General features: G+C 64.3%; 24 protein-coding genes and 2 pseudogenes. 11 read left to right on the top strand and 15 right to left on the bottom strand.

Annotated features, from left to right (window positions below):
- The first annotated feature begins 273 nt into the window (after window positions 1-273).
- Together TPR58_RS02750 and TPR58_RS02745 are read left to right on the top strand one after the other, a co-directional pair.
- Complete coding sequence (locus tag TPR58_RS02750) at window positions 274-1,197, top strand: HNH endonuclease (RefSeq protein ID WP_346245062.1); 924 nt, start codon at window positions 274-276, stop codon at window positions 1,195-1,197.
- Window positions 1,194-2,123 (top strand): HNH endonuclease, encoded by a 930-nt coding sequence (locus tag TPR58_RS02745; protein WP_346245061.1) that lies wholly within the window; start codon window positions 1,194-1,196, stop codon window positions 2,121-2,123. The genes TPR58_RS02750 and TPR58_RS02745 overlap by 4 nt, the downstream gene beginning before the upstream one ends.
- 95 nt (window positions 2,124-2,218) lie before the next feature.
- Here the strand turns inward: TPR58_RS02745 and TPR58_RS02740 are convergent, their stop codons facing one another.
- The 6 genes from TPR58_RS02740 to TPR58_RS02715 all read right to left on the bottom strand — a co-directional run bounded on the left by TPR58_RS02740 (window position 2,219) and on the right by TPR58_RS02715 (window position 7,295).
- A complete protein-coding gene (locus tag TPR58_RS02740) occupies window positions 2,219-3,979 on the bottom strand; it encodes a class I SAM-dependent methyltransferase (protein ID WP_346245060.1) in 1,761 nt (586 codons plus the stop codon).
- A complete protein-coding gene (locus TPR58_RS02735) occupies window positions 3,976-4,170 on the bottom strand; it encodes a DUF6961 family protein (RefSeq protein ID WP_346245059.1) in 195 nt (64 codons plus the stop codon). The genes TPR58_RS02740 and TPR58_RS02735 overlap by 4 nt, the downstream gene beginning before the upstream one ends.
- A gap of 143 nt (window positions 4,171-4,313) precedes the next feature.
- On the bottom strand, window positions 4,314-4,931 hold the full coding sequence (locus TPR58_RS02730; protein ID WP_346245058.1) for a GntR family transcriptional regulator: 618 nt from the start codon (window positions 4,929-4,931) through the stop codon (window positions 4,314-4,316).
- Window positions 4,928-5,818, bottom strand: a complete 891-nt coding sequence (locus TPR58_RS02725) for a phytanoyl-CoA dioxygenase family protein (protein WP_346245057.1) — start codon at window positions 5,816-5,818, stop codon at window positions 4,928-4,930. Before TPR58_RS02725 ends, TPR58_RS02730 begins: the two co-directional genes overlap by 4 nt.
- The gene (locus tag TPR58_RS02720) at window positions 5,818-6,423 is read right to left on the bottom strand and encodes an acyl-homoserine-lactone synthase (protein WP_346245056.1); all 606 of its coding nucleotides are present in this window, start codon (window positions 6,421-6,423) and stop codon (window positions 5,818-5,820) included. Before TPR58_RS02720 ends, TPR58_RS02725 begins: the two co-directional genes overlap by 1 nt.
- 80 nt (window positions 6,424-6,503) lie before the next feature.
- Window positions 6,504-7,295, bottom strand: a complete 792-nt coding sequence (locus tag TPR58_RS02715) for a LuxR family transcriptional regulator (protein WP_346245055.1) — start codon at window positions 7,293-7,295, stop codon at window positions 6,504-6,506.
- A 162-nt stretch (window positions 7,296-7,457) separates the two neighbouring features.
- Between TPR58_RS02715 and TPR58_RS22645 the strand changes: the two are divergent.
- From TPR58_RS22645 to TPR58_RS02705, 3 genes and pseudogenes are all read left to right on the top strand, one after another.
- Window positions 7,458-7,607: pseudogene (locus TPR58_RS22645) on the top strand (transcriptional regulator domain-containing protein); the annotation flags it as partial.
- Window positions 7,573-8,247: a DNA -binding domain-containing protein gene (locus TPR58_RS02710; protein ID WP_346245054.1), complete on the top strand. Its 675-nt coding sequence runs from the start codon at window positions 7,573-7,575 to the stop codon at window positions 8,245-8,247. The pseudogene TPR58_RS22645 and the gene TPR58_RS02710, both read left to right, overlap by 35 nt.
- Window positions 8,248-8,822: 575 nt before the next feature.
- Window positions 8,823-9,023, top strand: a pseudogene (locus TPR58_RS02705) (hypothetical protein); the annotation flags it as partial.
- An 85-nt stretch (window positions 9,024-9,108) separates the two neighbouring features.
- Here the strand turns inward: TPR58_RS02705 and glf are convergent.
- The gene (glf, locus tag TPR58_RS02700) at window positions 9,109-10,335 is read right to left on the bottom strand and encodes a UDP-galactopyranose mutase (protein WP_346245053.1); all 1,227 of its coding nucleotides are present in this window, start codon (window positions 10,333-10,335) and stop codon (window positions 9,109-9,111) included.
- A 106-nt stretch (window positions 10,336-10,441) separates the two neighbouring features.
- Window positions 10,442-12,250 carry an ABC transporter ATP-binding protein gene (locus tag TPR58_RS02695; protein WP_346245052.1) on the bottom strand — a complete coding sequence of 603 codons (1,809 nt, stop codon included), beginning with the start codon at window positions 12,248-12,250 and terminating at the stop codon, window positions 10,442-10,444.
- 50 nt (window positions 12,251-12,300) lie between these two features.
- Here TPR58_RS02695 and TPR58_RS02690 point away from each other — a divergent pair, with 50 nt between their 5' ends.
- Window positions 12,301-13,416 (top strand): nucleotidyltransferase domain-containing protein, encoded by a 1,116-nt coding sequence (locus TPR58_RS02690; RefSeq protein WP_346245051.1) that lies wholly within the window; start codon window positions 12,301-12,303, stop codon window positions 13,414-13,416.
- Here TPR58_RS02690 and TPR58_RS02685 read toward each other — a convergent pair.
- The 7 genes from TPR58_RS02685 to TPR58_RS02655 all read right to left on the bottom strand — a co-directional run bounded on the left by TPR58_RS02685 (window position 13,413) and on the right by TPR58_RS02655 (window position 19,479).
- Complete coding sequence (locus TPR58_RS02685; protein WP_346245050.1) at window positions 13,413-14,081, bottom strand: glycosyltransferase family 2 protein; 669 nt, start codon at window positions 14,079-14,081, stop codon at window positions 13,413-13,415. The genes TPR58_RS02690 and TPR58_RS02685 overlap by 4 nt on opposite strands.
- Entirely contained in the window at window positions 14,078-14,830 is a 753-nt protein-coding gene (locus TPR58_RS02680) for a glycosyltransferase family 2 protein (RefSeq protein ID WP_346245049.1), read from the bottom strand. Before TPR58_RS02680 ends, TPR58_RS02685 begins: the two co-directional genes overlap by 4 nt.
- A complete protein-coding gene (locus TPR58_RS02675) occupies window positions 14,827-15,546 on the bottom strand; it encodes a glycosyltransferase family 2 protein (protein ID WP_346245048.1) in 720 nt (239 codons plus the stop codon). Before TPR58_RS02675 ends, TPR58_RS02680 begins: the two co-directional genes overlap by 4 nt.
- A complete protein-coding gene (locus TPR58_RS02670) occupies window positions 15,530-17,095 on the bottom strand; it encodes a glycosyltransferase (protein WP_346245047.1) in 1,566 nt (521 codons plus the stop codon). Before TPR58_RS02670 ends, TPR58_RS02675 begins: the two co-directional genes overlap by 17 nt.
- Window positions 17,096-17,222: 127 nt before the next feature.
- Window positions 17,223-17,978, bottom strand: a complete 756-nt coding sequence (locus TPR58_RS02665) for a glycosyltransferase family 2 protein (RefSeq protein ID WP_346245046.1) — start codon at window positions 17,976-17,978, stop codon at window positions 17,223-17,225.
- Window positions 17,979-17,981: 3 nt separating this feature from the next.
- On the bottom strand, window positions 17,982-19,055 hold the full coding sequence (locus tag TPR58_RS02660; RefSeq protein WP_346245045.1) for a hypothetical protein: 1,074 nt from the start codon (window positions 19,053-19,055) through the stop codon (window positions 17,982-17,984).
- The gene (locus TPR58_RS02655) at window positions 19,048-19,479 is read right to left on the bottom strand and encodes a hypothetical protein (protein ID WP_346245044.1); all 432 of its coding nucleotides are present in this window, start codon (window positions 19,477-19,479) and stop codon (window positions 19,048-19,050) included. Before TPR58_RS02655 ends, TPR58_RS02660 begins: the two co-directional genes overlap by 8 nt.
- Window positions 19,480-19,672: 193 nt before the next feature.
- Between TPR58_RS02655 and rfbC the strand changes: the two genes are divergently transcribed.
- The 5 genes from rfbC (at window position 19,673) to TPR58_RS02630 (ending at window position 25,848) form a co-directional block, all read left to right on the top strand.
- Entirely contained in the window at window positions 19,673-20,284 is a 612-nt protein-coding gene (gene rfbC / locus TPR58_RS02650) for a dTDP-4-dehydrorhamnose 3,5-epimerase (RefSeq protein ID WP_346245043.1), read from the top strand.
- 78 nt (window positions 20,285-20,362) lie between these two features.
- Entirely contained in the window at window positions 20,363-21,259 is an 897-nt protein-coding gene (gene rfbD / locus TPR58_RS02645) for a dTDP-4-dehydrorhamnose reductase (protein WP_346245042.1), read from the top strand.
- Between the two features lie 613 nt (window positions 21,260-21,872).
- Window positions 21,873-23,342: a serine hydrolase gene (locus TPR58_RS02640; RefSeq protein ID WP_346245041.1), complete on the top strand. Its 1,470-nt coding sequence runs from the start codon at window positions 21,873-21,875 to the stop codon at window positions 23,340-23,342.
- 1,115 nt (window positions 23,343-24,457) lie between these two features.
- A complete protein-coding gene (locus TPR58_RS02635; protein ID WP_346245040.1) occupies window positions 24,458-25,453 on the top strand; it encodes an ArdC family protein in 996 nt (331 codons plus the stop codon).
- On the top strand, window positions 25,450-25,848 hold the full coding sequence (locus tag TPR58_RS02630) for a DUF2958 domain-containing protein (RefSeq protein ID WP_346245039.1): 399 nt from the start codon (window positions 25,450-25,452) through the stop codon (window positions 25,846-25,848). The genes TPR58_RS02635 and TPR58_RS02630 overlap by 4 nt, the downstream gene beginning before the upstream one ends.
- Window positions 25,849-25,931 lie beyond the last annotated feature (83 nt).

The following is a 25,931-nucleotide window of genomic DNA, read 5'->3' as shown; positions in this document are numbered from 1 at the left end:
TTGCGCGCGATCCGAACCCGCAAGGGACCTATAAATTTGGCAGCGTCGGCTGGCGAGATGAGATTGTGATCGCTCGATGTGTCAAGCGCCGCCTCTATCCCTCTAACAACGTTCTGGCCGGCATTTCTTGCCGCTTTCTGAGTCTAACCAAGAGGGATTTCCTCGAGCGTCTTGCTTGAGCGGATCGCAACTCGAAACCTACTATTTCGCAGGGGGGCTAGTTCCCGCCGCCGAGGACTTGCTCTAAGATGCCCGACGGCGATAGTTTAGCCTGTGGTCAATCTGTTCGTCGGCATCACGGACCGCAGCTGGTTCGATCTGCTATCCCAGGAGCAGCCTGAAGAGGTCAACTTCTGGCAGCCGAGTGGCTCGCGAAACTTCCGCGCAATCTCCGTCGGCGAACTCTTTCTCTTCAAGCTTCATTCCCCCGACGATTATATCGTCGGCGGCGGCGTATTCAGCCATGCTTCGAACGTGCCGCTGTCACTGGCTTGGGAGGCGTTCGGGATCAAGAACGGGGTACCGTCGCTCGTTGAGATGCGGCGTCGGATCGCTCGGTATCGTCGTGACGACGGGCTGCTCGATCCCCGCGTTGATCCGCTGATCGGGTGCCGGATCCTGACCCAGCCCTTTTTCTGGCCGCGCGAACACTGGCTGACCGTACCTCAGAGCTTCGCTCGCAACATCGTCACCGGCAAGCGATATAGCGCCGACCAGGCGGAAGGGCGGTACCTCTGGGATGCCGTCGTGGCGCGATCGACCTTGTTGGCTCCTCCCTCCTTTCAGGAGCCTGCGGGGCGATATGGCGCACCTCAGATGGTCCGCCCGCGGCTGGGTCAGGGCGCATTTCGGTTGGCGGTAACCGATGCGTATGAGCGGCGCTGTGCCGTATCGGGCGAGAAGACCTTGCCGATCCTGGATGCGGCCCACATTCGCGGCTATGGCGAAGGCGGCGCCCACGATCCGGCCAATGGTCTGCTCCTGCGCACAGACATCCACCGGCTGTTCGATCTGGGGTATGTCACCGTGTCCGACGATCATCGGTTCGAGGTCAGCCACCGGCTCAAGGCGGACTTCGACAATGGTCGCCATTATTATGATTTGCACGGTACGAGCGTTCGGCCGCCGCGCCCTGGCTATGCCCCGCCGGCGCTGGATGCCCTCGCGTGGCATCGTGAGAACCGGTATTTGGGATGATCTCTACCGATGCTCTCGATGCGGCCATGCGCCAGACTGCGATCGCTCATCTAGAGCGACTTGCGGCAATTCGGCCGCTCTCGTCGGAGGATCTCGCCACGGGCTTTATATTCCGCGGCGAGCGCATCCCCCTGGTCAATATGCGGCGCGGTATCTTCAAGCCGCAGGTCATGCGCTACCTGCTCAGCATTCGGACCGTCTTCCCGCGCACCGGTGCTCGAATTTGGTATGATGATCAGCGGCGGGTTCACGAGCAAATCCACGCGGGTGAAGAACTGATCGACTATGCATTCATGGGCACCGATCCGGAGGCAGCCGACAATCGCTGGATGCGCGAAGCGATGGAGGCGCAGGTCCCGGTCATCTATTTCCTCGGCATTGCCCCCGGGCGCTATACCGCAATCTACCCCACCTTCATCGCGCATTGGTCTGCAGCGGACCTCGCCGCCAAGCTTGCCTTCGGGATGCCTCTCGCGTCGTCGGCGACTGCAATGCCGGCAGCGCCGGAACGGCGCTATGCCTTGCGCCTGGTGAGCCAGCGCCTGCATCAGGCGACGTTCCGAGAAGCGGTTCTGACCGCCTATGACGGTCGCTGCGCCATCTCCCATCTGCCCGAGCGCCGCCTCCTGGACGCGGCCCATATTGTCGCTGACCGGGACGAGCAGTTGGGCCAGCCGATTGTCGCGAACGGGCTCCCGCTCTCCAAGGTCCATCATGCCGCGTTCGACGCCAATCTCATCGGCGTCGATGCGGACTATCGGATCCATGTTTCCGAGCAGCTCTTGGTGCTCAACGACGGTCCTATGCTTGAACAGGGCATCAAGGCGATGCGGGGTCGTAGCCTGTTGATGCCGGCGCGCGACTTAGACCGCCCCGACCGCGACCGCCTGGCAGCGCGCTTCGAGCTCTATCAGGCTGCGAATTGATCAGCCGAGCTTGTCAGCGCATGCCGGGCCCTCGCTGGCCATTTCAGAGGTGTTGATGCTTCGCTGGGCCAGATGCTCTTTCATATGAGATCGACTTATCGATCCAACCTGGCTGTGGTCGAACGTGGCCCGTTCCATTCCGGTACCTGCTGGTCCTGACGCAGCCGCAGGCGTCGCCATTCGAGCGCGGTGAAGATGTCGTCCAGACTGGCACCGCGCTCGATCGGGAGCGCGGCATCGGCCTCGCGCAGAAAGCGGGCACCCAGTGCGGCGTCTTCAATCCAGGCGGACTGCCACCAACTGGTGACCCGTAAGCGTGCGCCGGCCATCGCCGACTGGCTGGGAAGGCGGTCGCGCTTCTGATGCTGGTTGATCCGCCGGTCGGCGGGCATGAGGTTCCAAAGATCGCCGCACGGCCAAGCCGACCAGGGCAGGCAGTGGTCGATGTCGAGCCGCGCCGGGTTGAGGTGTTGGCCGGACCAGACGCAGCTGACGGGAACACGACGCGCAAGCAGGCGCTCGGCCGCCGTGCGTCCGAGGACTGTGTCGCGTAGCGGCTCCTCCCAAGCGAGCGCGGCTTCGGCTGCGCCAGGCGGGAGCGACCGCGACATGCGCTCGGCATAGCCGCGCATCAGCCGCGCCCATTCCGCGATCAGCACCGGCTCAACCCAGGCGCCGAGCCGGGTCAGCGTACGCCAGACCGGGCCGGGCACGGAGAGGCTGCCCCATTTGCGGAGCGTCTCGACATCGAGTGTCAGCGTCTCGGTCGGCCGAGTGGCGCGGGCTTTGCTGGCGCCGAAGACGCGTCGGTCGGTGCCGGGATAACGCGTAAAGTTCGCAGGCATGTTGGCGATGGTGGTTGCAGCCTCACTGATCGCGGCGGCTACCGCAGCTGCGCGGTCGCCGGCGAAGCTCGCACCAGGTCGCAGGTCGAGCGCGGCGAACCCGTCGGCGAGCAGCGCGCGGAACCCGGTCTTGGCGAAGCCAAGTCCTTCGGGTCCGCTGTTGCGCGGTGCCTGCGGCAGGCCAGCGCGAACAAGCGGCAGGTACATTCGGACCCAGTTCAGCGCGACCAGCCCGAGCGGAACCTCGACCGTATCCGGCTCGTCATGGCTCGGCCTGGCGGTTGCGGGGGCGACGTCGGCAATACGAGCGACGGAGCGGAGCAGCGCCAGCTTGTAGGTCGACGATTTATCGTCGGCGAGCACGATTCCGCGGATGAGCGGCAGCGCACCGCTCCCGTCGTCAGGCATGCGCAATACGACATGGGTCCAGCGAACATCGCCGCGGCCTATGCGATCGCCACTCGGGACCGCCCGAAGAAGTTCGAGGCCGTGCACGCGTGCCAGTCCCTCGATTTCGCCCAGGCTCACCTCGAACATCGGCCGGTCCGCGGGGGCAGCCCCTTCGCGAAGCGTGAGGATGATCAGCCCGCCCGGCTTGAGCAAAGTGACCAGCTTGCGGAACGCGCGCGCCCGATCCTCCGGCGCGATGTGCTGCCAGACCGCAGCAAGCTGGATCAGGTCGTAGGCCAGGCCGAGCCCGTGCACCTTCGCCAGGCTCGGGAGCCGGTCGTCGAGCCAGCGTATCGCCGGATCGGGGTGCCGCCGCTGCCCTTCGGCGCGCATGCCCGCCGCCGGCTCTACCGCAACCACCTGATAACCGCGCGTGACCAGCCACGCGGCATCGCGGCCAGAGCCCGCGCCGACATCGAGCGCCAGTGCGTCGACCTGATTGTCGGGCAGCAAGCTCAGAATGGGATCGTGGACCCGCAGTAGCGCCGGGTCGTCATAGCGTGCGGCGAGCGTGCTGGCCTGGGCATCGTAAATTCCGATTGCCGTCTCGCTGACGCTCATATGGCGATGCGATCTTCCGGTCCGCCGAGCGCGCTCAGCCTCCTCCCGATCTCCTGCCACCGCGTCACGCCTGCAGCGTCACCGGCTTGGGTCAACGCGCCGATGCGCTCCGCGACGAACCGCGCCGCCAGGCTCCCATGGATCCTCTCGATCGCGAGTGCCTCCGCCCAGCGCTCCTCATCCTCGGTCACGACTGCGCGCCCCTGCTGTCAGCCTTGATTCTGGTTCCCGACATCGAAGCCCCTTTTGCGTCGCTGTGCGAACGCTACGAAGGGAGGCGGATGGCGGCAAGTGGTCGAGCCGTTGCGTCGCCGCCCAGTGTCGTGGGCACATGCTACCGGGATAGAGAGGCTGATGCCATGAGCGCGGCGATCAGGCCGGACACCGCGCGGACGCGGCGACGGTGGTAGCGATCGAGCGCTGCGGCGAGCGCGGATCGGTCGAGCTTGCTGAGAAAGCCCTGCAGAAGCGCCTGCTCCTCGCTGATGTCGTCCAGCAACTGCGGCTCGATCTTGCGGATCGGCGCCAGACGATCGTTCAGCTGCTCGACCGCGCGGGCATGCTCGGCATTGCCGCTAGTGCGTGCGATGGCGACGAAAAGATCGGGTACGGAGATGTTGATTTGCGCGGCTGACGCGCTCTCGCCCGGGCTTTTGCCGGAGGCTGGCCGCATGGCCCGCGCCGCGAGGATCAGGAGCTGGCCGTTCCAGTCGTAGAGATCGCGCAGTGCGGCCTCGGTCAGGAGCGGCACGCGGAAGCCATTGTGGTTTGGCGCCTCGACCAGTCGCTCGCCGGTGAGCCGATGCAGGGCATCGCGGATGGGCGTGATGCTGGATGCGAGCTGTTCTCCCAGCAGGGTCGGCTCGAGCGGCGTGCCGGGCGGCAGCTCGCCCTCGGCCAGCATGCGCTTCAGTTCGTTGTAGACACGCTCGAACGTCGCGCCGGGGCTCATGACCGTGCGTCCGCGCGCTGGTTGGCGACATGGGCCTCGATCATGGCCTGCTGGTCCGGCCGGAGCGCGTCGATCGCTCCGAGCGGGTGGCTGGTCTGCCGGTTAAGAAGGACCGATGGGCACTGGCCCTCGTAATTGCCGAGATTGGGCCGGTGCTGGCGGTAGCCGACCAGCGCCGCGAGGTCCGGCGCGAAGTGGCTGGCAATGTCGGGTGGATAGGCGAGCCATTGATTCTCGTACGGCTTTAGCCAGCCCAGGCAGTAGCTGACGATCGCGCCGCGCCGCGTGGCCGTGCTGCGATTGCCGCCGGCGCCGTGCAGCGTCGAGCCGAGGAACAGGAGCGCGTCGCCGGGGTCGAGCTCGATCGCGATGGGCGTGATGTCGGCGCTTGGTTCGGCGGCGCTGATGCCGTGGCTATGGGGCCAGATCAGGGTGGCGCCGTTGGCCTCGCGGTACGGCGTGAACGGCCACATCACATTGACCAGATATTCGATTGCGCCGGTCGGCCCGCGCCACATGTCCTGGTCGCGGTGCGGCAGCTGCGGCAGCGCTTGCGGGTGCAGCGCGATCGCCTGGGTCAGGTTGAGCTGGATGCAGTCACACCACGGGCTCAGGACGTGTTCGGCGATGGCGAGGATTTGCGAGTGCATGACCAGCTCGGCGGCATGGTCGCTGCGGGCGAGCAGCCGGCCGAAGCGCTGGGTCCGCTCGCCGTAGAACCCACCCTGACAGAAGGGCGTGTCTGCGAAGGCTTGCGCGAGGTCGTGGTCGAGCGCCGAGATCGTCTGGGTGGGAAAGGCCTGGCGCAGGACGCAATAGCCCTGCTCGAGCAGCAGGTCTGTCGCGTCGGGTAGCGTCTGTGCGACGGATTTGAGCCTGGTTGCCATCATGCTGCCTCCCGCTCGAGCTGTATTTCGGCGCGGATGCCGTTGGCGGCGAGCAGCGCGGGTGTGTCCGCGGCGATGTCGATCCTCAGCGCGGCGAGCATCATCGTGTCGATCCGGCGCGGGCGGCCGAGGGGCTCTGCCTGCCAGCCGAATTGCAGGATCTGGTCGAGCCATGCCTGCTCGGCGACGCCGGTATAGGTCGTGATGCCGTGGTCGAGCGCATAATGTGCGAGTGCCGCGACCAGCGCGCCCCGCCAGCGCCGGCGCTCATGCGCCCGCAGGTTTCGCTCCAGGCAGAAGCGGGTGATCTCGAAGGTTCCGGGGCCCCTGGGCGGCGGTACGTCGCACAGCTCGGCGAACAGGTCGCCCAGGATGTGCGGCCGGGTCGTCGGCAGCAGCCGCGCCGAGGCGAGATGGTTCTGGTGCGCGTCGGTGAGGATCAGGTAGCGGGCATGGACATCGTCATATCGGTCGACCTCATATTTGCCGGCGAGAACCGGCAGGTCCCAGCCGAGCAGGTCGATGAACACCCGCTTCCTCGCCTCGAACATCGCGCGCATCGCCGCGTCGCTTGCGGCACTCTGGTCGTCTTGCATGAACAACATGGCCGGGCTCCCCTGGTCGTGGAAAGCCTGGATGCTGTGCCGGCGCGCTCGTGCTTGCCATTCCCCAGAAATGGGGAGTTTTACCGGGTCATCGCATCGCTGAAGGTGAGCGCCCCGTCATAGAGGGCATGGATCGCCAGCTGGGTCCGGTTGAAGACTCCGTAGCGTTTCCGGGCCTCCTTCATGTGCTGGACCGCCGTATCATGTCCAATGCCGAGAATCTGCGAAATTGCCCAGTCCGACTTGCCGCGCGCTGCCCAGTAGATGCAGTCGCGCTGCCGGTCGCTGAGCTTTGGTCGCTCGGTTGCGCCGCGGCGGACGCCCGACAGGCGGCGCGCGGCCTCGAATGCAGCCGTGCCGACATATTGAGTGAGTGGGATCCAGTCTGTGCGAAAGCTGCGCCCATGCGCGGTCGCGAACGAGCACGACCCCTCGGATTCGCCGGGCATATGCGCCGGCACCGTATAGCCGTCGGCGAGGCCCGCACGCCTCGATCGCGCCAGGATCTCCTCGTCGCGGCGCGAGAGGTCGATCAGCTCGCCCAGCATCGCCCAGGAAAAGCCGAGTGCGCGCAGGTGGCTCGCCCGGTGGACGGGGTCAGAGCGACCGAGTTGTTCGCTGTCGAAATAGGATTCCCATTCGGCCGGATAATTGTGGAGGCGGATCGCCGGCCGGGCGTCGGCCATGGTCTCGACATGATGGGTCAGCGCGAAATAGCGAAACCCCATCTCGCGGGTGATCGCATCGACGAGCCTGGCGAGCTCGGCGACGCTTGCCGCGGCCTCTGCCGCCGTTGCGAATTGCTGTGCTGTCGCGATGACCATGAGCAGTGCCGTACCGATATGGGACGCGCCCCAAGCCGCTGCGTCCATGACCGAACTTGCCCTGCCCGCCTGCGCCGCTTTCCCGTCGCCGCTGCGGTCGGATCGATAAGCCCTTGTCTGTAATCCAAATCCGGCGGCGCGACAAATCCGCGCGGCTCCAGGTGCGAGATCGCCTGTCGACGACAAGGTTCGTGCTGCGACTTGCCGGCCATGAGGCCGGTGCCTGACGGCCGGCCCGACTGGCGGGCCGGCGCGCCGTATCGCGCGCTGGCCGGGATCGATCGTGCCGGCCTCGCCTGGGAGTGGCTGCGCCGTGATCCAGGCTATGCCGCGACCAGCGCCCGGCTGCGGCGCGTCGCCGCCGCGGCCCGGCATCTGGCGACGGAGGTGGACGCCCGGGCTTTCGGGCTGTGCTTTCGCCGAGGATGCACACCGGAGCGCACGCGAGGCCCGGCTGCTCTGGCATGCCGATCTCGATCCCTTCGTGCTGCAGGTGCGTGCGGTGCCCGCCGACGGCGCCGACCCGGACGCGATCGATCTCGCCCGGCTGATGCGCTGGGCGACCATCGTGCGCGGCGGCGGCCGAGAGCATGTCGCCTTGTCCGATGGCTGGCACCGGATCCGAATCGATGTTGTCGAGGGGACCCTCGTCGAGGAAGGCCCGGCCCGGCTCGATTATCTTCTGTCCGGCCTGACCCATGTCGATGCGCCGGTGCTGACGCTTCGCCGAATGCTGGGATTATGGCGCACCGGCCGCTTCATTCGCCGACTCTATCCCGCCGAACCCGGCCTGCCGCGACGATTGGAGACCTTGCGTGTCGGCGATGCGATCGCGGCGGGGGCGTCGTACCGGGAGATGGCTGTCGCACTCTACGGCGAGGAGCGGGTACGAACAGAGTGGAAAGGACGCTCGGACTTTCTTCTGTCTCGCGTGCGTCGTCGGGCAGCCGAGGCCCGAGCAATGGCGGCAGGAGGCTGGCGAGCGCTGCTGCGAAACTAGGCGCTACGGCTCGGTGAGACGCCGTCATGATGGTGCGTGAAGGGCTCGCTACCCGCCGTCAGAGACGGGGCGAGACGGTGAACTCTTGTACGGCGAGAGACGACATGTCTTGCGATGCGGTCTTGGGTTCGATGGTGAGCGCGACTTCGGTCTGCGGCGTACTCCGGCTCGACCGCATCGTCATGCTGCCATGATTGCACAAGGTGCGTGGTTCGGCTGAGATCCCCGATTGGGTACTGCCCTCTACGACCCAGCAGCGCGGCGCGACATGCCCGGTGACCCCGACCTCGCCGCTTGTCTGCGCCTTCGCAGGTGCAGCAAATATAGTTAAGAGAAAGGTAACCGTTGATGCGACGAGCCGCACGACAGGCCAAGTACGAATCGGATTTGCGAGTTCCCGAACCATAGCAATGCAATGAATAAACCGACACTTTTCTCCCTGTCATCATGAAAAATAGCGTCATGATGCGTGACCGTGGCGGCGGAGCCGTACGAGACACGACTATGTCAACCCGACAAGGTTGTCATGGCGACCAGCTATAGGAAGTTGCACTTATGCGCAGGCGCGCGCGGCGATGCCGGATAGACGCGCCGCCAGTCTCCCAGCCGATCGTGCAGGTCACATTTCGGAGGTGCGATTGGTGGTGACGACTGAAAATCGGCCGGCTGACATGATCGAAGAAGGATATGATCTGGCGATAAGCGTCGATCTCGCGCCGGACGAGGCGCTCCTCGGTCGGCCGTTCATGCGCGACGGGCTGGTAGCGGTTGCCGCCCCTGAGGTGCCGAGAATGCCCGCAAGAGCGTGTCGGCGTTGGGGCGCGGGATCGACGCAACCGGAATGCGGATTTGGGAATCCGGCTACCGGGTTCGGACGCGAGATGTCTTCGGGCTGCGCTCTTCCGGTTTCGCCCAGCGAGAGGCAAGCCATCGATATTTGGCGAGTGCCTGTCCGACCACCTGGTCCATATTATAGTAGCGATAGGTCGCGAGCCGGCCGACAAAGGTCACGTCTGACTGATCGAGCGCAAGCGCCTCGTAGCGCTTGAACAGCGCCAGATTCTCCCGGCGCGGGATCGGATAATAGGGGTCACCCTCGGCACTGGGATATTCGTACGTGATACTCGTCTGCGCGCACTGCTGACCGGTCAGGTGCTTATATTCGGTGATACGTGTGTGCGGCACATCCAACGAGGGATAATTGATCACGGCGACCGGCTGATATTGCGCAGCATCGATCGTTTCATGTCGAAAGCGGACCGAGCGATAGGGCAGCTTGCCGTAGCACCAGCCGAAATATTCGTCGATCGGGCCAGTGAAAACGAGGTGCTGGTGCGGATGGGCCTCGCGAGCGTCGCGGAAGTCGACACCGAGCAGCAGATCAATATTGGGATGGTCGAGCATCCGCTCGAACATGCGCGTGAACCCCTGGGCAGGCATCGCCTGAAACCGATCGGTGAAATAGCGGTCGTCGCAATTGGTTCGCGTCGGAACGCGCGAGGTGACTGATTTGTCCAGCTCCGACGGATCCAGACCCCACTGCTTGAGGGAATAGCCCTTGAATAAGGTCTCATAGAGCTCGCGGCCAACCGCCGATATCACCACGTCTTCCGAGGTGCGCACCATATCGACTGGCTCTGCGCGCGAGGCAAGAAACGCAGCGGCAGCCTCGTCAGTCTGCAGGTCGAGACCGTATAGCCGGTTCAGCGTCGTGCGGTTTATCGGCACTGGCAAGAGCTTGTCGTCCACCACGGCGAGCACGCGATGCTCATAATGGCGCCACGCGGTGAAGCGCGACAGATAGTCGAATATGTCCGCGGAGTTGGTGTGAAAGATGTGGGGCCCATATTGATGGATCAGCACCCCGGCATCGTCGAACCGGTCGTAGGCGTTTCCCGCGACGTGCGGCCGGCGATCCAGCACCAGGACGCGCTTGCCGGCATCGGCTGCGAGCCGCTCGGCCATCACCGCACCGGCGAAGCCCGCGCCGACGACCATCACGTCATAGGCCTCTGGCCGAGCCCCCGCAGAGGCGATCGGATGAACATGGCTGCTGCACGCCACGCTATCGGCGATCAGCGTGGTCATGTCCGCACTGCTTCCATTGATGAGTCAGGCCAGATCCCCCGCCGCTCCCCATCATTTCGAACCCGAACGATCCAGCTGACCGTCCTGTCGCCACTGATTTCACGAATCACACCGTCTTCCGTGGCAATAGGGTTCCGTGAGACAGATGGATCGTTCGGTCGCAAATATCGAGACACGCCTTACGATGCGAAATCATTATGATCGTTATCGAACGAGGCAGGCTCCGGATTGTCTCGACGACATTCATCTCCGTCTCGTCGTCAAGCGAAGAGGTGATCTCATCGAGAACGAGAAGAGACGTGTTTGCATAAAGCGCTCGAGCGATACCGATTCGCTGCCTTTGTCCTCCTGACAGGCGAACGCCATTTTCGCCGATGCGGGTTTCGAAGCGCTCGGGCAGGCTCATGATGAACGGTTCGAGCATCGCACCTCGTGCCGCGGCCTGAACCTTGTCGGGATCGATGGCTCCAGGCTCGACACCGAAGGCGATATTGGCCGCGATCGTTCCATCCAGCAGGAAGATCGTTTGAGGTACATGGCCGATCCGGGACTGCCAGTTGCGCGCGTTCACCCGCCCCAGCGGGGCGCCGTCAATCCGGATTTCGCCGCTCGTGGGGGTGAGCAGCCCCATCACGATATCGATCAAGGTACTTTTGCCGCTCCCTGAGGCACCGGTAATTCCGAGCCGAATGCCTCGTACAATCTCCAGATCCACCGAGTGAAGCGCGTCATCCGGCCGCCCGGGATAGCGGAACGACACCCCAGTGAGGGTGATCGCGTATCTGAAGGGCAGGGGTTCCGCGCAGCGCTGCGCCAGAGATATGTCGTCTTCCCCATCGAAAAGGTTCAGGACGCGAGTGAGCTGGTGTGCGTTCGCGGAAAATAGAGCGACCCCCGAATAGAGTTGCTGCGCCATCGGCACCAGGCGCTGGGCACCCACGGCCATCGCAGCCAGCATCGGCAGTGCTTCGATCAGCCCACCGGGTCGGTTGGCGAGAGCGAGAGCGATGATCGCGATGAGAATCACGGCACCTGCTTCGATCAGATATCGCGGCGCGGCGTTCAGGAATACGCTTTCACGCCGCTTTTCCCGAAGCCGCTCTTCGGTCTTGGCATAAGCGCGCTCGAAGCTAGGCTGGAATGCTCCCAGGATCACGTCCCGGATTCCGCCAATCCCCTCGCGCAGCAGCAGCATGCGTTCGCTCTGGGCAGCCGTCACGACCGCGGACCCGGCACGGAGTCTGGGCCGAGCCCATAAAGCGATCATCAGATACGCGGCAACGACAAACCCGCTGGACAACAAGGCGATCGCAGGATCGATCGCGACTAGGAAGCAGACGATCAGCGTGGCGACGACCAGCGATGACAGCGCCTGCATGGCAGGCAGCAGGACGTTCATTACGACGAGCTGGACGTCGAAGATCGCCAGGATCAACTCCCCGCTGTTGCTTGCCACATGATAGCTGTAGGGCCGCGCGAGGATGTGGCCGTAGGCCGATGTACTGAGATCGTGACCGATGTCGAATGCGAGCTTGTGTAGGCGCCAGGCCACCACCAGCCTGGCTCCGGCAGCGAGGATCGCGACCGCAATCAGGATCAGGCCCGCCACTGTCGCGGTGTCTACGCCCGTATTCTCTGCGAGATTTGCAAGGCACCGTGCGGCACCGGGGAACATCCAGGCTTGCTGCCCGCCTGTCATGACATCCAGAAACGGAATGATGGCGCCAACAACCATGACTTCCGCCGCGGCGCCGACGAGCAGCAGGAGGCTGACCCCAGCAACGTCCCGGCGCCGCGCGGGCGAGATGTGCGATAAAAGCCTCGCGATCAGAGCCTGACGAGTCGCTTTCGGCACTTTAGCAGCATTTCCTCGAACAAGATCGGCGCCACGCTCGGTCTCGACCTGACCTTCCATATCGCACCGGCTCGGCTAAACAACGGCGACTCTCAGCAATGTGGAACTCAATGGCGACCTGCCGCTTCTGGCCAGATCCGCTTCAGGCGGTGCTTTTGCACGCGGTGCTGGACGAGGGGCCCACGGCCGCCGGCGCCGCTCGCGACTGGCTGGGCAGGGTAGCTTTCGACACCCTGGATGCGGGCAGCCAGCGCCTGCTGCCGCTGCTGTCGACCCGGCTGAAACAGCACGGTATCGATCATCCGCTGCGGGCCAGGATCGACGGCTTCTACCGCAGGGCATGGTACTTCAATCAGCGCTTTCAGGCGCAGCTTGCCCTCATCCGCAGACTGCTCGACGACATCGGCGTTCCGCACCTCCTGCTAAAGGGGGCTGCGCTCGGTCCCGATGTCTACGGACACGGCGCGCTGCGGCCCGCCGACGATATCGACATCCTTGTCAGGCCATCCGATCTGAGGATCGTCGGGATCACCTTGCAAGACCTTGGCTGGATATCGACGGGCGGCGATCCGGGCCTGTTCGGACAATCGGAGACGTTTCGTTCATCGATCGGTGAGATCGATGTCCATGTTTCGCCTTTTCCAGAGATCACTGACGACCGCCAGGTCGAAGCATTGTGGGAGGACAGCCGCGAAATCGAGAAAGACGGCTTACCCGCACATTTCCTGTCCCGACACGACCAGTTGCTCCACACGCTGACCCACGGCCTGCGGGTGAACGAGGTTCCGCCGATCCGTTGGGTCGCCGATGCGGTCTTCTGCATCCGCGCCTATGGCCAGGCACTGGATTGGGACCGTTTTGCGGAGCGTGCCGAGAAACTGCAATTCGCATTGGTTGCATCTCGGGGGCTTGGCTATCTGAATGATCACTTCAGTCTTCCGGTTCCGGAAACGATCGTTCGTCGGCTGGCGCGTGCGGGCGACACCCGACAGGAGCGAATGGAGTTTGCCCTGACGCGGGAGCGCGTCCATTTTCCGCTGGGCCTCTGGGTCGTGAGCAGGCGGAGCGGCTTGAGTTGTGGTGGCAGACTGAAGTCGATCACGTCTCGCTATTCAACGGCGTGGCAGACGACAGGCAGAATCGACTTCCTGAAGCGGGCCGCGACTCGAGCCGTTCTAGGCCGCGCCAGAACCGAGCGCCGATACCGAGACGGCAAGCCGAATTAGCGGCGGTCCTTGAGCCGCGCGCGCAACATCGGCAGCAGTGCCTTCGGATCGCGAGCATGGCTCAGGCTGCCCTCGATGAGACGGCGCCCGACGAGGCAATCGGGCATCATGGAAAAACGCGCGCCGAGCCTTCTTCCGCTATCGAGCCATCGCACCATCTCGCCCAAGGCGCGGGGGGTGTCAGCGTGATGAACCGGGCCGATACGATCGACGATCGATCGTCTGATCATCATCGCGCTGCGGCCCCAGAGCGGACGCGAGGGGCCGTCGGCACTCGGCTCTTCGCCATGGTTGAAGTTGACGGCGTGGCAAAAGACGCCGTCAAGACGGTCGTCGCCGCCAAGCTGACCGAGCTGCCGCTCAGCCTTGGTCGGAAACCATATATCGTCGGCATCCATGCCGGCAATCAGCGTCGCGCGGCTATGCGCCAGCGCCAGGTCCGTGGCAGCCGCGGGGCCGAGATTGGCTTGCCGAACCAGCGTTACGCGATCGCCGAAGGAGCGGGCAATTGACGCCGTGTCGTCGGTCGATCCATCATCTGCTACGATAATCCTGTCGGGCGGCAGGGTTTGCGCCAGCACCGAGTGAAGAGCGGCCTCGATCGTCCGAGCAGCATTGAACGCTGGAAGAATAACTTCGTAGCAGGCGTTTGCAATCGCGCTCACGGTCGGCCGGCCTCGACCAGGGGGTGGCGCAGTGGGCCGACCATTCCGGCAGCCCGTCGCCGTTTGAGCGAGGCTGAAAGTGCACGCATCATGTCGCTTCTGGTCGCTGAGAAATCGTGCGTTGCCTGGCGCTCATGCCGGCGGTGCAACGCCGCCACATCCTCTTCCAGTGTCAGCGTCAGCCCTGATTCGACGAGCCGCAGAATGAAGTCGAAGTCATCCGCCAGCTTGAACTGCGGATCAAGCTGCCCGATCGCATCGAAGACCCGCCGTCGGAACAGAGCCGATGCCAGCACCATCGTGAGGACGGGTTTTCCGGCGGCCGCTGCCTCCTCCGCGCTGATGATTGCCGAAGAGCCGAACAATATCGTCCGTCCGAATACCGCGACCGCTTCCGGCTTGTCGCTTAGCCTGCGCACCTGGCGCGCAATTTTGCCGCCGGGACACAAATCGTCATGGTCGAGGAAGCCGATCAGATCGCCGGAGGCTCGCGCGAGGCCGAGGTTACGGGCAGCCGCAATCCCGCCGCGACGTTGCTCGATCAGAATGATGCGGGCGTCCGTGGCTGCGATCCCGCGCACGATCGCACGGGTATCGTCGGTCGAACCGTCATCGACGACCAAAATCTCCAGTGCCTCATGATCCTGGTCCTGCAGCGACGAGATCGCCGAGGCGATGAACGTGCGACCGTTCCATGTCGGCATGATCACGGAGACCAGGGGCAGGTTGCGCGACTTCGTGACGCTCATCGCACGACCAGGGGCGGTGCCACACCGCCATGGGCAGCGCGTCGGCGGCTGATGGACTTATGCAGCGCGCGCACGGTCTGGCTTGTGGCGAAGCGCGTATCGGCGGTCCATTGCCCGGGGTGCAAGCGATAGTGGAAGGCGATCTCAGGGTCGATCATGAGAGACCAATTGCTCTCCGCAAGTCGCAGATAGAGATCAAGATCATCTGCGGCGCGAAGGTCTGGATCAAGGCCGCCGAGCGCGCGCAGCGCCTCTGACCTGAACGTTCCAGCCTGAAGGAAGCCCGCCAGGACTTTCCGGCCGTCCGCCGATGACAAAGATGCGGGGTCGTCCGGTGAGGAGCCGAACATGATGCAGTGCCCGAGGACCGCTCCGGCCTTTGCATTTTTTTCCAGCATTCCCACCTGCCTGCGAAGACGACCGACGGGCCACACATCGTCATGGTCGAGAAAAGCGATCCAACGGCCCCGAGCGCGTTCAAGGCATCGGTTGCGGGCGCTGGCGGGCCCGGCATTGGAACCCGTCGATATGTCCAGGCGCCCATCCAAACGCGCGAATGCCCGCACAATCTCGAGACTGTCGTCCGTGGAGCCGTCGTCATGAACGAGGATCTCCATGTCCATATCCTGCGCTGCTATCGATCGAAGCGCAGCCTCCACATAGGCGGCACCATTGTAGACGGGCATGACGACCGAAACCTCAGGCAAGCGTCTCATGCGTACCTCCCGAGGCGTCCATCTCGTTGAACAGGCTTCGCCACTTCGTCGCGTCGCTATGCTGGCCGGCCTCGGTACGATAGCGACGCCCCGCGTCTTCCGCATGCTGCGTCAAGGCCAGCACCGTGCGGTTGCGCTCTTCCTGCAGTGTCTTGCACAGGCCGTCGATCCGCTGGGTGACGCTCGATCTTGCCGCTGACCCGCCTTGGCGTGCGAGGCGTTCAGCGGCGACGCTTAGAAGGAGCGCGCGCGCCAAGTCGCCGACCAGACGCTGGTGCCGCGCTTCGAGGCCGGCAAACGCCTTTTCGGGCCCTGACAGGAAGTCGTCTGCGGCACGACACAGGGCCAGGCAAAGGTCGAGCCGACCGGCCAGCAAAGCGTTCTGCGTCGCACCGGCATGTTGGTCTGCCAGCCGGTCCGCTGTGACGTTGCCGTGCAGCATCGCGGCGATCATCCTGTTACGGTGGTCGTAATAGGCATAAGTCGGTGCGGGCCTGGCAGCGGACGAGGCGTGCCATACGAACAGGCCTGGCATCGCCCAGCTTGCGCTTCCCATCGCGGAGGTCCGGAGTCCGAATTCCACATCATCATGCCGGACGAACAGCGGAAGCGGCAGCCCCGCCGCCTCGATGGTGACGGTCGGGATGCAGCAAAACCACCACCCCGCATAGTCGCTTCGATGGACAATTGCGAAAGCGTCGAGTGTATCGGGTTCGTCCAAGCGCATGCCGTGACAAGGATTGCGTAACCTGAACGCTTCAGGTTCGACATTCTCGTGCGACGCATGAAGGCGCAGCGGGTCGGTCATGTCCAGCATCTGGCCACCCAGCGTGACCGGATGTTCGAGATATCCCAGGATGGCGACCAGCCGGACAATGACATTCGGGTCGAGCCTTATGTCATCGTCCATTAAAAGAACATGCGTGGCGTCTGCAGCCAATGCCTCGATCATCCCGCGGGCGAACCCGCCTGATCCGCCCAGATTAGGCTGACGAACATACTGCAACCTGGATTCGATGCCGTGGCTGGCGGCGAGTTCGCCGATGGGCAGCGGGCTATGGGCGCTGTCTGGGGCCTGATCGACCACGATCACCTGGACAATCCGAGTGTCCGATAGGATCGTCGGCGCAAGTCGCCTCAGCGTCTCCAAAACCATTTCGCCGGCGGCGTAGCAGCATGTCGCCAAAGCCAGTCGGACCGGACGGGTGGGCTTGGCTGCCGTGCCCCAATGCCCTTCATGAAGGATCACCGATCCGGCGAGCGCATCGATCTCGATGAACAGCCGACCCGGTGGTGCAACGGCCGGACGAAGCGCAACCTTGCATTCTGTCGAGATATTGTCGCCGCTGATCTCGCGGCTCACGACGGTTTCGCGCTGCCCGTCGGCACCGGCCCGGATCACCCTCAATCTGCAATAGCCTGTCGTTTCCAGCCTGATCAGGACCTGATCCAGCACCGTCAATTCGAGCCAATAGGCAGCGAAGAAACTGTTGCAGAAACTGTCCAGGCTCAGCGTCGACCCACACAGTATCCGGCGCGGGTCCTGCACCGTTGCCCAGCTGTTCCCGGGACCGTGGCGGCGCCAATATAGCGCCTCACATCCTGCACCCGCTTCTAGCTGCAACGGCTGCAGAACCCAATGTCGAGTGTCCGCCATGGCAGGTATTGGAGATGCATCAGCCGCCAATGATCATGTCCCGCTGGATCACCTGATTGAAGAATGACCGAAGCGGCCCGCTCCTCCCGGCCTGTCGGCGCCTCGCGAGCGATCGTGCATAAGCGCGAACATAGCCCTGATTGCGCTCATCCAGGCGCCTCGTCATGTTATGCTCGTGAAATCGGTACATGCAGGCGATCTCGGGCTCGAGAAGCAAGGGCGCATCGGCTTCGAGCAAACGCAGGAAATAGTCGACATCTTCGGCGAAGCGCATCTCGCGCGCCAGCTCGCCATAGCCACGGAAGCGTTCGGTTCGAAAGGTTGCGGCCTGAAGCGCGGCGTTGTGACGCCGGGGGTGCTCCGGGTCACAGAGCGGGTTTCCCTGGCCATCCAGGGATTTGAAACCCGCCACCGCTCCGACAACCGCCACGAGCTCGGGATGATCTTCGAGCTTGCAGATCTGGCGCTCGAGCTTGCCCGGGGCACATAGGTCGTCCGAGTCTGCGAAAGACAGAAATTCGCCTCGCGCGCTCGCGACGCCTGCGTTTCTGGCTGCAGCAGGGCCGCTGCGTGGTTGGCGGAGCAGTCGGACGCTGGGGTCGCGCAGCGCCATGTCTCCAACAATGCGCGCCGTGTGGTCGTCTGACCCGTCGTCAACAACGATGATCTCGACGTCGACCGTGGTCTGCCTGACGGACGAAATGGCATCGACCACGAGTTGTTCGCGATTGTGGACGGGGATGACCACCGAGGCTTGCGGGAATGGCGCGGGCATCGCTCAAGGACCGTTTTCGATGAAATGCCGCACGCTGGTGCCGACCTCGTCGGCGTCGGTGCCGAGGTTGATCCGAAATGAGGGCAAGGTCCGCGTCAGCCGGGTCAGACTCGAAAACACCCTGGTCGCGCTCCCTGGGAGTTGCGAAACCGTACTCACGGCAAGCGCGCTGAAGGCGTCGGCGGGGCTAATAGGTGTGAAGCTGGTTCGGGAACCCAACGCTTGGTTCGGGATCAGGATGGCGGTCGGTTCCAAGGCGTCGGCCATGCAGCCCGAACGCACCAGTGAGGCTTCAAACTCCACTTTTCCGTGCCAATTTAGGGGAAGCTGAGCACAGCGCGAAAAAAGATCGGGAAATCGCTGAAGTCCGCGGGGCGTTTGCTTCATGAGGTTGTAAAGCGGATGGATCCTCGGCGGCCGCGCGCCGTCCAGGACGACGTAATCATCCCCGACCGTGCCGAGGCCGCATCGCACTGCCGAGAGCGTCGTGGCGGACTTGCCGACACCTCCCGCTCCGCCGATCAGAAGTCCCCGTCCATCGTGCCCGACGCCGGCGGCATGCAGAACGGTCAGGTCGCGAGCGCCCAAGACCATGCTTAGCGCCATGGTCAAGGGCGCGTCCGCCAGCCAGGACGGCATGTCGGCTGTCGATCGGGTCACGACGAGTACCGTGTCCTCCACCTCAGACGAGAGGATCCAGAGCGGGTTCGGGACTACCGCGTCGGCGGGGAGATGGATCGCCTCGATTCCCCGAGCCGCCAGCAATCGCCGTAGCAGCGGCGTGTCGTCGATTAGCGGAGGGTCCGGCCAACCGACAATCTCTGTCTCGATCAGGTAGATATTCGCCAGTCCGCCTGCGGGCTCGGCTGTCCGCACCAGCCTCCTTGCGGTCCGCTGCGCAACTCCCGCGCTGCACGCTCCAATGCTCACAGCGATCCCCGCGATCGTGCATCCCGAGCGACGCAATCCCGGGGGTGGGGATCTGCTCAGGTCGAACCAGCGGTCAATGACTTCGATCGCGCTCACGATCCGCTGACCGGATGCGCTGCCTATGCGTTGCGCCGCGAGCTCATTCACTCTGGGGCTGTCTTGGCCAACCGACATTCGCGTCGACGTCGTGGATGGGGTCGGAAAGAATGAGATCCTGCATGTCGTCGAACTTCTCGAGGATAAGGATGTGATCGCCTTGGTCGAGGCAGGTCGCGACCGAAAGAGAATGTCTATCTGCGCCTACATCGCGGCGGGGGCGCATCAGCCCATCCGACAGCAGCGCCTCAACAAATTTGTCGAAGCCGCCCTCCGGCGTGGCCGGCTGATCGAACAGGTTGCGCAGGACATCGACGCGCGTCCCCGCAGCCAGGTCCCGCCAGAGCGAGGCCGCGCATCCGCGCATGCTGAAGTAGCAACCTGTCGCCAGGTTCAGCGCGACAATCTCGTCATCCATGTCTTCCACGGCGCAACCCGGCTCGGCAACTTCCAGGAAGCTCGGCATTTCAACCATGCAATGATCTCCGCGCTTTCATGTCTCGATGGGGCTCTCGAGCCCGCTTCGGCGAACCACAGGCTAGGCATAAATGGGACCCGGGCCAAGTCGCCACCTCCGACTGCGCCAGGCGCGACGGCAATATTCGCGCGCGAGCGAGAAAAGGCGCTAGGGCGTCGATGGTGACGTATGCGTCGCCCAGGTCCAGTGATTGAAGGACGAGGTTTTCGGGGTGGTTACAGACCTGACGGCGACGCCGCCGATTCAATTGATCCGACGCCACCGCCATGCTGACCGACGTGGCTGGTTGGTCGAAACCTACAACCGTGATGACTTTGTCGAGCTGGGCATCACGACTGGATTCGTACGCGACATCCATTCCACGTCTCAGGCTTGCTTCACCTTGCGAGGGTTGCATTTTCAAGCTTCGCCTCATGCGGAGAAGAAGCTGATACGTTGTGTCCGCGGCCGCATATTCGATGTCGTCGTCGACATCCGCAAAGGTTCGCCAACTTATGGAAAATGGATCGGCACAGAACTGGCCGAGCATGACGGGCATCAGCTCTATGTGCCTGAAGGCTTCGCTCACGGCTATCTGTCCCTCGAGCCCGGATGCGAGGTTACCTACAAGAGTTCGGGGGACTATCGCCCGGAATTTGAGGGAGGTCTGGCGTGGGACGATCCCGACCTTGGAATCCATTGGCCGATGCCAGAAGGCTTTAGACCGATCATCAGCGAGAGGGACGGCATGCACCCACCCTTCGCTCACTTCGAGAGCCCGTTCGAGTATGATGGGCGCCCATTGGCCCTTGTGGTTCGGTGATGTGCAGCGGCGTTGTTGCTTTCTGCGCGACATGCTCAGCGCCTCGCCCGCACATGACGCTGCAAGATTGGAATTGCTGTGAAAGAAGTGCTCCTGATCGGCGCCAACGGGCAACTTGGTACAGCGCTTCGTCGCGTCCAATGGCCGGCGGGCTGGAGACTTGTTGGCCTTGCCCGACCTCAACTCGACATCTGCGACGCCGATGCGGTTTCGCGTATCGTGAATAGCCGGCAGTGGGCGGCGATTATAAATTGCGCCGCCTACACGCAGGTCGATGCGGCGGAGCAGGATCCGGTCGGCGCCTGGGCTGTCAACGCGCTGGGGGTCGCTGCGCTTGGTAGCGCAAGCGCCGAAGCGGATATCCCGCTGGTCCACATCTCGACTGACTATGTCTTTGACGGTTCGAAGAAGGAGGGCTGGGAGGTCTTCGACCCGCTTGGTCCGCTTAGCGTCTACGGCGCGTCCAAGCTGGGCGGAGAGCTTGCCTTGCAAGCGTCGGGCGCGAGCTGCGTGATCGTTCGCACATCCTGGCTAGTTAGCCCGTGGGGGTCCAATTTCGCGCGAACGTTGCTTGGGAAGGCAGCCCACCAGCATGAATTTCGAGTGGTGGACGATCAGAGGGGGGCGCCGACCAGCGCCCTCGATCTTGCGCGTGCGCTCGTCGTGATCGCATGTCGTATCGCGACTGAGGGCAGCCCGTCGTCGAAGATCATCCATTTCAGCAATTCCGGCGAGGCCAGCTGGGCGGAGGTGGCTGCCGAAGTGTTCAGGCTTTCACGCGCCTGGGGAGGGCCCATGGCCCGGATTACGCCCATATCATCTCACGAACTTCTCTCAGGCGCTCGGCGGCCGGAGAACTCCCGGCTGAGCCTGGCCAGTGCCAAAGGGGTTTACTCCCTCGAACCGAGAGAGTGGCGGTTCGCGCTGAAAGATGTCGTCGGCGAAATCCTGGGCGTGGCAGCGCAGGAAACATAAAGGATACCGGATGGGGCATATTCCTCGATCTGGCCCTCCGCGCGGGTTTCCAGGCGCTCCTGAGCCTTGAATATGCCGCAGCGACAATCGATCCCTGGGCCGCGGGCTGCTGCAACTGGTCCGAGACAATTGGACCCGGGTGCCGTGGTGAAGTTGCACGCGATCATCTCAGAGTGAATGACTCCCTGCGCATCGACGGCCTTCGCAATATTCCGAACCCGATCCTACGCCGCGTGTGCTGAAATCTGGTTCCGTCCCCACGGCGCTCATGCCCGGGTCGGCTTCGCGCCACTTGCCAATGCTACGGAAAAATAATGATTTGCAGGGCGACAGCTGGCATCTGTCACCTCTGGCCGACATGTGTAACGCGATCGGGTTGGCGATCACGCTCACCCTTTCGAGCCGGCGCCGCTCGAGCGTGAAGCGGGCCTTGATCGCCGTCGCCAGCCCGCATTGAATGGCGATATTGCCTCCGCTCTTGGAGGGTGCGGGATACACCGAGCGGGGACGTCGGGTTGGATCGGATCATGAATGCTTGGCTGCGTGAGAGTCTGGACTGGACAACCGGTGCAACGCGGACGCATTCGTTTTGAAAGGTGTTTCAGTGCGACGAATGTCAGACCTGCGCGATATCGACCGGAGAGGCGTACTTGGCCTTGGCTTGTCCGGCCTTGCGTCAACGATCGGATGGGCGCAGACCGCTCGTGCAGTGGCGATCCCGCTCGGTATCGATGATCTGCTTGACAGCGCGGCGCTCGCCTATGGGACGGTTGGCCATTCCGTCGTGGTGCTGCGGCGCGGCCAGTTGGTCTACTCGCGTCATTCCGGGTTGTCCGACCGCGAGACCGGTGCGCCGATCACCGATCGCTCCGCTTATCCGCTCTTCTCGATCTCGAAGCTGTTCGTCATCGCGGAGTTGCTGAAAGCGCATAGCGCCGGCAGGATCGACTTAGACAAACCCCTTGGAGCGATACGCGCGGGGCTCCCGTCGGCTTGGGCCGGAATCACCCTGGCGCAGGCGCTCGCCCATGTCTCCGGGCTGCCGGACTATATTCCCGATCATGTCGAACCGACGCAGGATGAGGCGCTCGCCGCAATCGCCGCGCTCCCGCTTCGCTTCACGCCGGGCACCCGTAACGATTATAATCAGACGAACTTTCTGTTCGCCAGAATGGCACTTGAGCAGGCGACAGGGAAGCCGCTGAAGGCCTTGGTCGAGCGGCAGTTCCAAAGCATCGGAATGTCGCGAACCGGCTATCATGTGGAAGGGCAGCCGAGCCTGGCCGACCTGGTGTCGAGTTATCGACCCGCACCCGGGAGGGTGCGACCGCCGCTGCCCTATGTCTCGCCATCCTGGCCCGCCTACACCTTCGGATCGCGCGGCGTCTTCACGACCGTGCCCGATCTGGTCCGATGGTCTCAAGCGCTGATCGCCGGGAGAGTGGTGCCGCTCGACGCACTCCTGGCATCCTGGGCGCCCTTTTCCATGCCCTCCGGGACGGCTGCGTGGCATACGCATGGATGGGAATATTATCGGCACGATGATGTCACGATCGTAGGGCATGGCGGAGATGTGCGTCTCGTCTGGCGACATTTTTTCCGAACCATGGATCCGGATGACAGTGCGACGGTGATCTATCTCGATAATGGCGGCCGCACGACGTTCGACCGCCACCGGCTTGCCACCCTCGTCGCCGACCGTGTCATGCCCGGGGCCGCAAGACAGGGGGAAGAACAGGAGGAGGTTCTTTCCCAGGGACTGGCGTCGGACAGGTGGGAGCAGGCGGTCGCGGCGGTTGCGGCGACGATGCCGCCCGAGCAGCTGGAAGCGACGGTCAACCGCGTGGGCTATGACGCCATGAACATCCTCGATGCTGACGCGGCTCTGCCAGCCTTTCGGTGGAACGTGGACCGTTTCCCGCGTTCGTCCAATGCGTATGACAGCCTGGGCGAAGCTTACCGCGCAGCCGGGCAACTCGGCCGGGCGAAGGAGAGCTACCAGCGCGCACTGGCTCTCGATCCATCAAGCGAGCGCCTCAAGGCGATACTCTACGAACTTGGACAATCATCAAGCGATCGATAACGGGCAGGCGGCTTGGCCGGGTGGCAGAAAGTTGAGAGGGGTGGGCGAAGTTCAGTGCTCTTCGGCACTGACCTGACCACGCGCCGAGCAACGGCAATGTGGCACGATCTGGTTCGGCGTCGGAGCGTGGTGTTGAAAAGCAGGGGATGGCGCAGGCCTCACTATTCGGGCTGATGTATCAGGCGTCCCACGCATGGCGTGGTCCCGCTCTACGCCGCATGGCACGTCGCCGTGTCGCTGGCCGTTTCGGCCCATCTCGTGGCGATAGCTGACGGTTGATCGATCCGGGTATCGATCAAGGCCGGCTGGCGCCGGCAGCGGAACGCGGATTCAGCTGAGCGTACGCTGACGGCCTTCCGTGAAGCCGTCAGGGGCCGCAATCCCCTTTGCTTTGACGTGTAGCGCGCTCGATCCGGCCGGAGGGCACCGCGACGGCTGGCTCACGGGCAGGCGAGCGCACGCCGCGGCGACGGCCGTCCGGATGCGAGAGTGCTGCCTTGATGCGGCTCGCGGTTGCGAGCCTGGCGCAGGCGCGCGCGTCGTCTGCGCGCGCGCGGTGCGTGGCTCGTTCATGGCCGCTAGCCGTCGCATTGATGTTTCCCTCCGACTCGGATCGAGCAGGGACGTAATTCAAGTCGGCGCCGTGCCGGACCCGGGTGCAATTGGGTCGTGCCGATCTGCGAGACGATCGAATGCATTTCGGGGCGCAGTGGGACCTTGCACCAGGGCGTCGAGATCGATGATCCGGGATGAAGCCGACCCATGCATATCGCGCCTCAGGGTCGATACTCAAGCGCCCCGCGCTTCGCGCGGTCGCGCTCTACGGCTGCCGGGCCGCGCGCGCGTCCCTGCCCTGAGGGTGCCGATCGCTGGCGCTGGTCTGCGGTCGGCGCTGGTAGCGCCGGCGTTTCGGGTCCGGCCTCGGCAAGCGGTGTGGCCGGCGCGCCCTTCTAGGCCCGCTCGGGCGCGGCGCAACCCGGCCCTGCGGGCCGGGTCCTCCACTTCGTTGCTGCCTCACGGTGCGCCCCGCCCTGTCCCGCGGTCCTTTGCGGGCTTCCTCGCCGCCCACCCCGCTTTCCGGGGCCGGGTGTGGCATTGGGTCGAGGAGGCCGGGCATGAGCAAGGGTCGCGGGCGTCGCGCTGGGGGAGAGGCTGGAGGCGCCGGGCGCGCCTCGCTCTATGACGAGGTGACGGCGCGGATCGTCGCCGAGCTGGAGGCGGGGCGGTTTCCATGGGTGCAGCCCTGGGACGCCGTGGCGACCGCGCCGGGCCTGCCGCGCAATGCCGCTTCGGGGCGCGCCTATTCGGGAATCAACGTGCTGATCCTGTGGGGCGAGGTCATCGCGCGCGGTTACGCCTCGCAAGGCTGGCTGACCTTCCGGCAGGCCCTCGATGCGGGCGGATGCGTCCGCAAGGGCGAGCGCGGCGTCGGCATCGTCTATGCCGATCGGTTCACCCCGGAAGCCGAGCGCGAGCGCGCGGCCAGCGAGGGTTGCGAGGCGCGCCCGGTGGCGTTCCTAAAGCGCTTTACGGTGTTCAACGTCGCCCAGTGCGACGGGCTGCCCGAGCGGTTGATGGCCGGTTCCGCGCCTTTGCCCGAACGCGAGGTCGTGCCGGTCGCCGAGGCGCTGATCGGCGCTTGCGGGGCCGACTTCCGGATCGGCGGGGCCGAGGCCTATTATGCGCCCGGCGCGGACTATGTCCGCGTCCCACCCCAGCCTGCCTTCCGCCATCAGATCGATTACTATCGCACCGCGCTGCACGAGCTCGGCCATTGGACCGGGCATGCCAGCCGCCTCGCGCGCGACCTGTCGTACCCGTTCGGCAGCGCCGGCTATGCGCGCGAGGAACTGGTCGCCGAGCTGACCTCGGCCTTTCTGTGTTCCGCGCTCGGCATCGTCCCAAGCGTCCGCCATGCCGACTATCTGGGGTCGTGGCTCGAGGTGCTGCGAGCCGACAATCGCGCCATCTTCCGCGCCGCCAGCCTTGCCAGCAAGGCAGCCGACTATCTGCTCGCCTTTCTATCCGACGGCCCGGTGCCGGGGGATGCGGCGGAGCCTCCTACGGTGTCGGCGTCGCGCAGTGTCGTTCGAATGGAGGCGGAGCTATGAGCCTGCTCACCCCCGAGCTTCGGGCGGCGCTGCGGGTCCAATATCGCAGCGACGACGCCGACAAGCGGCCGCTGGTGAAGTTCTTCCACCCGCTCTCGCCCGCGACTTGGCTGGCGAGCGAACTGGACGACGACGGCGACGCGCTGTTCGGCCTCGCCGACCTCGGGTTCGGCTGCCCCGAGCTTGGCTGGTTCTCGCTGTCCGAAATCGAGGCGCTGCGCCTGCCCTATGGGCTGCGCATCGAGCGCGACTCAAATTTCGCGACGACCCTGCCACTCGCCGACTGGACGTCATGGGCCCGCAAGGCGGGGTCGATCCTCACGGCCGAGGCGCTGCTGCGCCGCGCGAGCGATACCGCGCGCGATCTGGCCGACCGGTTTCCGCCGTCCGGGTGACGGCGCGAAGGCGCGCGGCGCGCCTTTCGCCGCAGTCCAAACCGGCTCCGCCCATGCCTCGCCATGGATGAGACCGGTGCCCA

The organism is Sphingomonas rustica, assembly GCF_039652585.1.
Lineage (GTDB): Bacteria > Pseudomonadota > Alphaproteobacteria > Sphingomonadales > Sphingomonadaceae > Sphingomonas > Sphingomonas rustica.
The sequence above is the reverse complement of the archived record's forward strand: the minus strand, read 5'-3'. Positions and strand labels throughout refer to the sequence as shown.

Excerpts from the sequence above, each read along its gene's own strand:
- TPR58_RS02745 (WP_346245061.1), top strand. The coding sequence starts at position 1,194 with ATGATCTCTACCGATGCTCTCGATGCGGCCATGCGCCAGACTGCGATC.
- TPR58_RS02740 (WP_346245060.1), bottom strand. The coding sequence starts at position 3,979 with ATGAGCGTCAGCGAGACGGCAATCGGAATTTACGATGCCCAGGCCAGC.
- TPR58_RS02730 (WP_346245058.1), bottom strand. The coding sequence starts at position 4,931 with ATGAGCCCCGGCGCGACGTTCGAGCGTGTCTACAACGAACTGAAGCGC.
- TPR58_RS02725 (WP_346245057.1), bottom strand. The coding sequence starts at position 5,818 with ATGGCAACCAGGCTCAAATCCGTCGCACAGACGCTACCCGACGCGACA.
- TPR58_RS02720 (WP_346245056.1), bottom strand. The coding sequence starts at position 6,423 with ATGTTGTTCATGCAAGACGACCAGAGTGCCGCAAGCGACGCGGCGATG.
- TPR58_RS02715 (WP_346245055.1), bottom strand. The coding sequence starts at position 7,295 with ATGGACGCAGCGGCTTGGGGCGCGTCCCATATCGGTACGGCACTGCTC.
- TPR58_RS02710 (WP_346245054.1), top strand. The coding sequence starts at position 7,573 with ATGCCGCGACCAGCGCCCGGCTGCGGCGCGTCGCCGCCGCGGCCCGGC.
- glf (WP_346245053.1), bottom strand. The coding sequence starts at position 10,335 with ATGACCACGCTGATCGCCGATAGCGTGGCGTGCAGCAGCCATGTTCAT.
- TPR58_RS02695 (WP_346245052.1), bottom strand. The coding sequence starts at position 12,250 with ATGGAAGGTCAGGTCGAGACCGAGCGTGGCGCCGATCTTGTTCGAGGA.
- TPR58_RS02690 (WP_346245051.1), top strand. The coding sequence starts at position 12,301 with ATGGCGACCTGCCGCTTCTGGCCAGATCCGCTTCAGGCGGTGCTTTTG.
- TPR58_RS02680 (WP_346245049.1), bottom strand. The coding sequence starts at position 14,830 with ATGAGCGTCACGAAGTCGCGCAACCTGCCCCTGGTCTCCGTGATCATG.
- TPR58_RS02675 (WP_346245048.1), bottom strand. The coding sequence starts at position 15,546 with ATGAGACGCTTGCCTGAGGTTTCGGTCGTCATGCCCGTCTACAATGGT.
- TPR58_RS02665 (WP_346245046.1), bottom strand. The coding sequence starts at position 17,978 with ATGCCCGCGCCATTCCCGCAAGCCTCGGTGGTCATCCCCGTCCACAAT.
- TPR58_RS02655 (WP_346245044.1), bottom strand. The coding sequence starts at position 19,479 with ATGGTTGAAATGCCGAGCTTCCTGGAAGTTGCCGAGCCGGGTTGCGCC.
- TPR58_RS02640 (WP_346245041.1), top strand. The coding sequence starts at position 21,873 with ATGTCAGACCTGCGCGATATCGACCGGAGAGGCGTACTTGGCCTTGGC.
- TPR58_RS02635 (WP_346245040.1), top strand. The coding sequence starts at position 24,458 with ATGAGCAAGGGTCGCGGGCGTCGCGCTGGGGGAGAGGCTGGAGGCGCC.
- TPR58_RS02630 (WP_346245039.1), top strand. The coding sequence starts at position 25,450 with ATGAGCCTGCTCACCCCCGAGCTTCGGGCGGCGCTGCGGGTCCAATAT.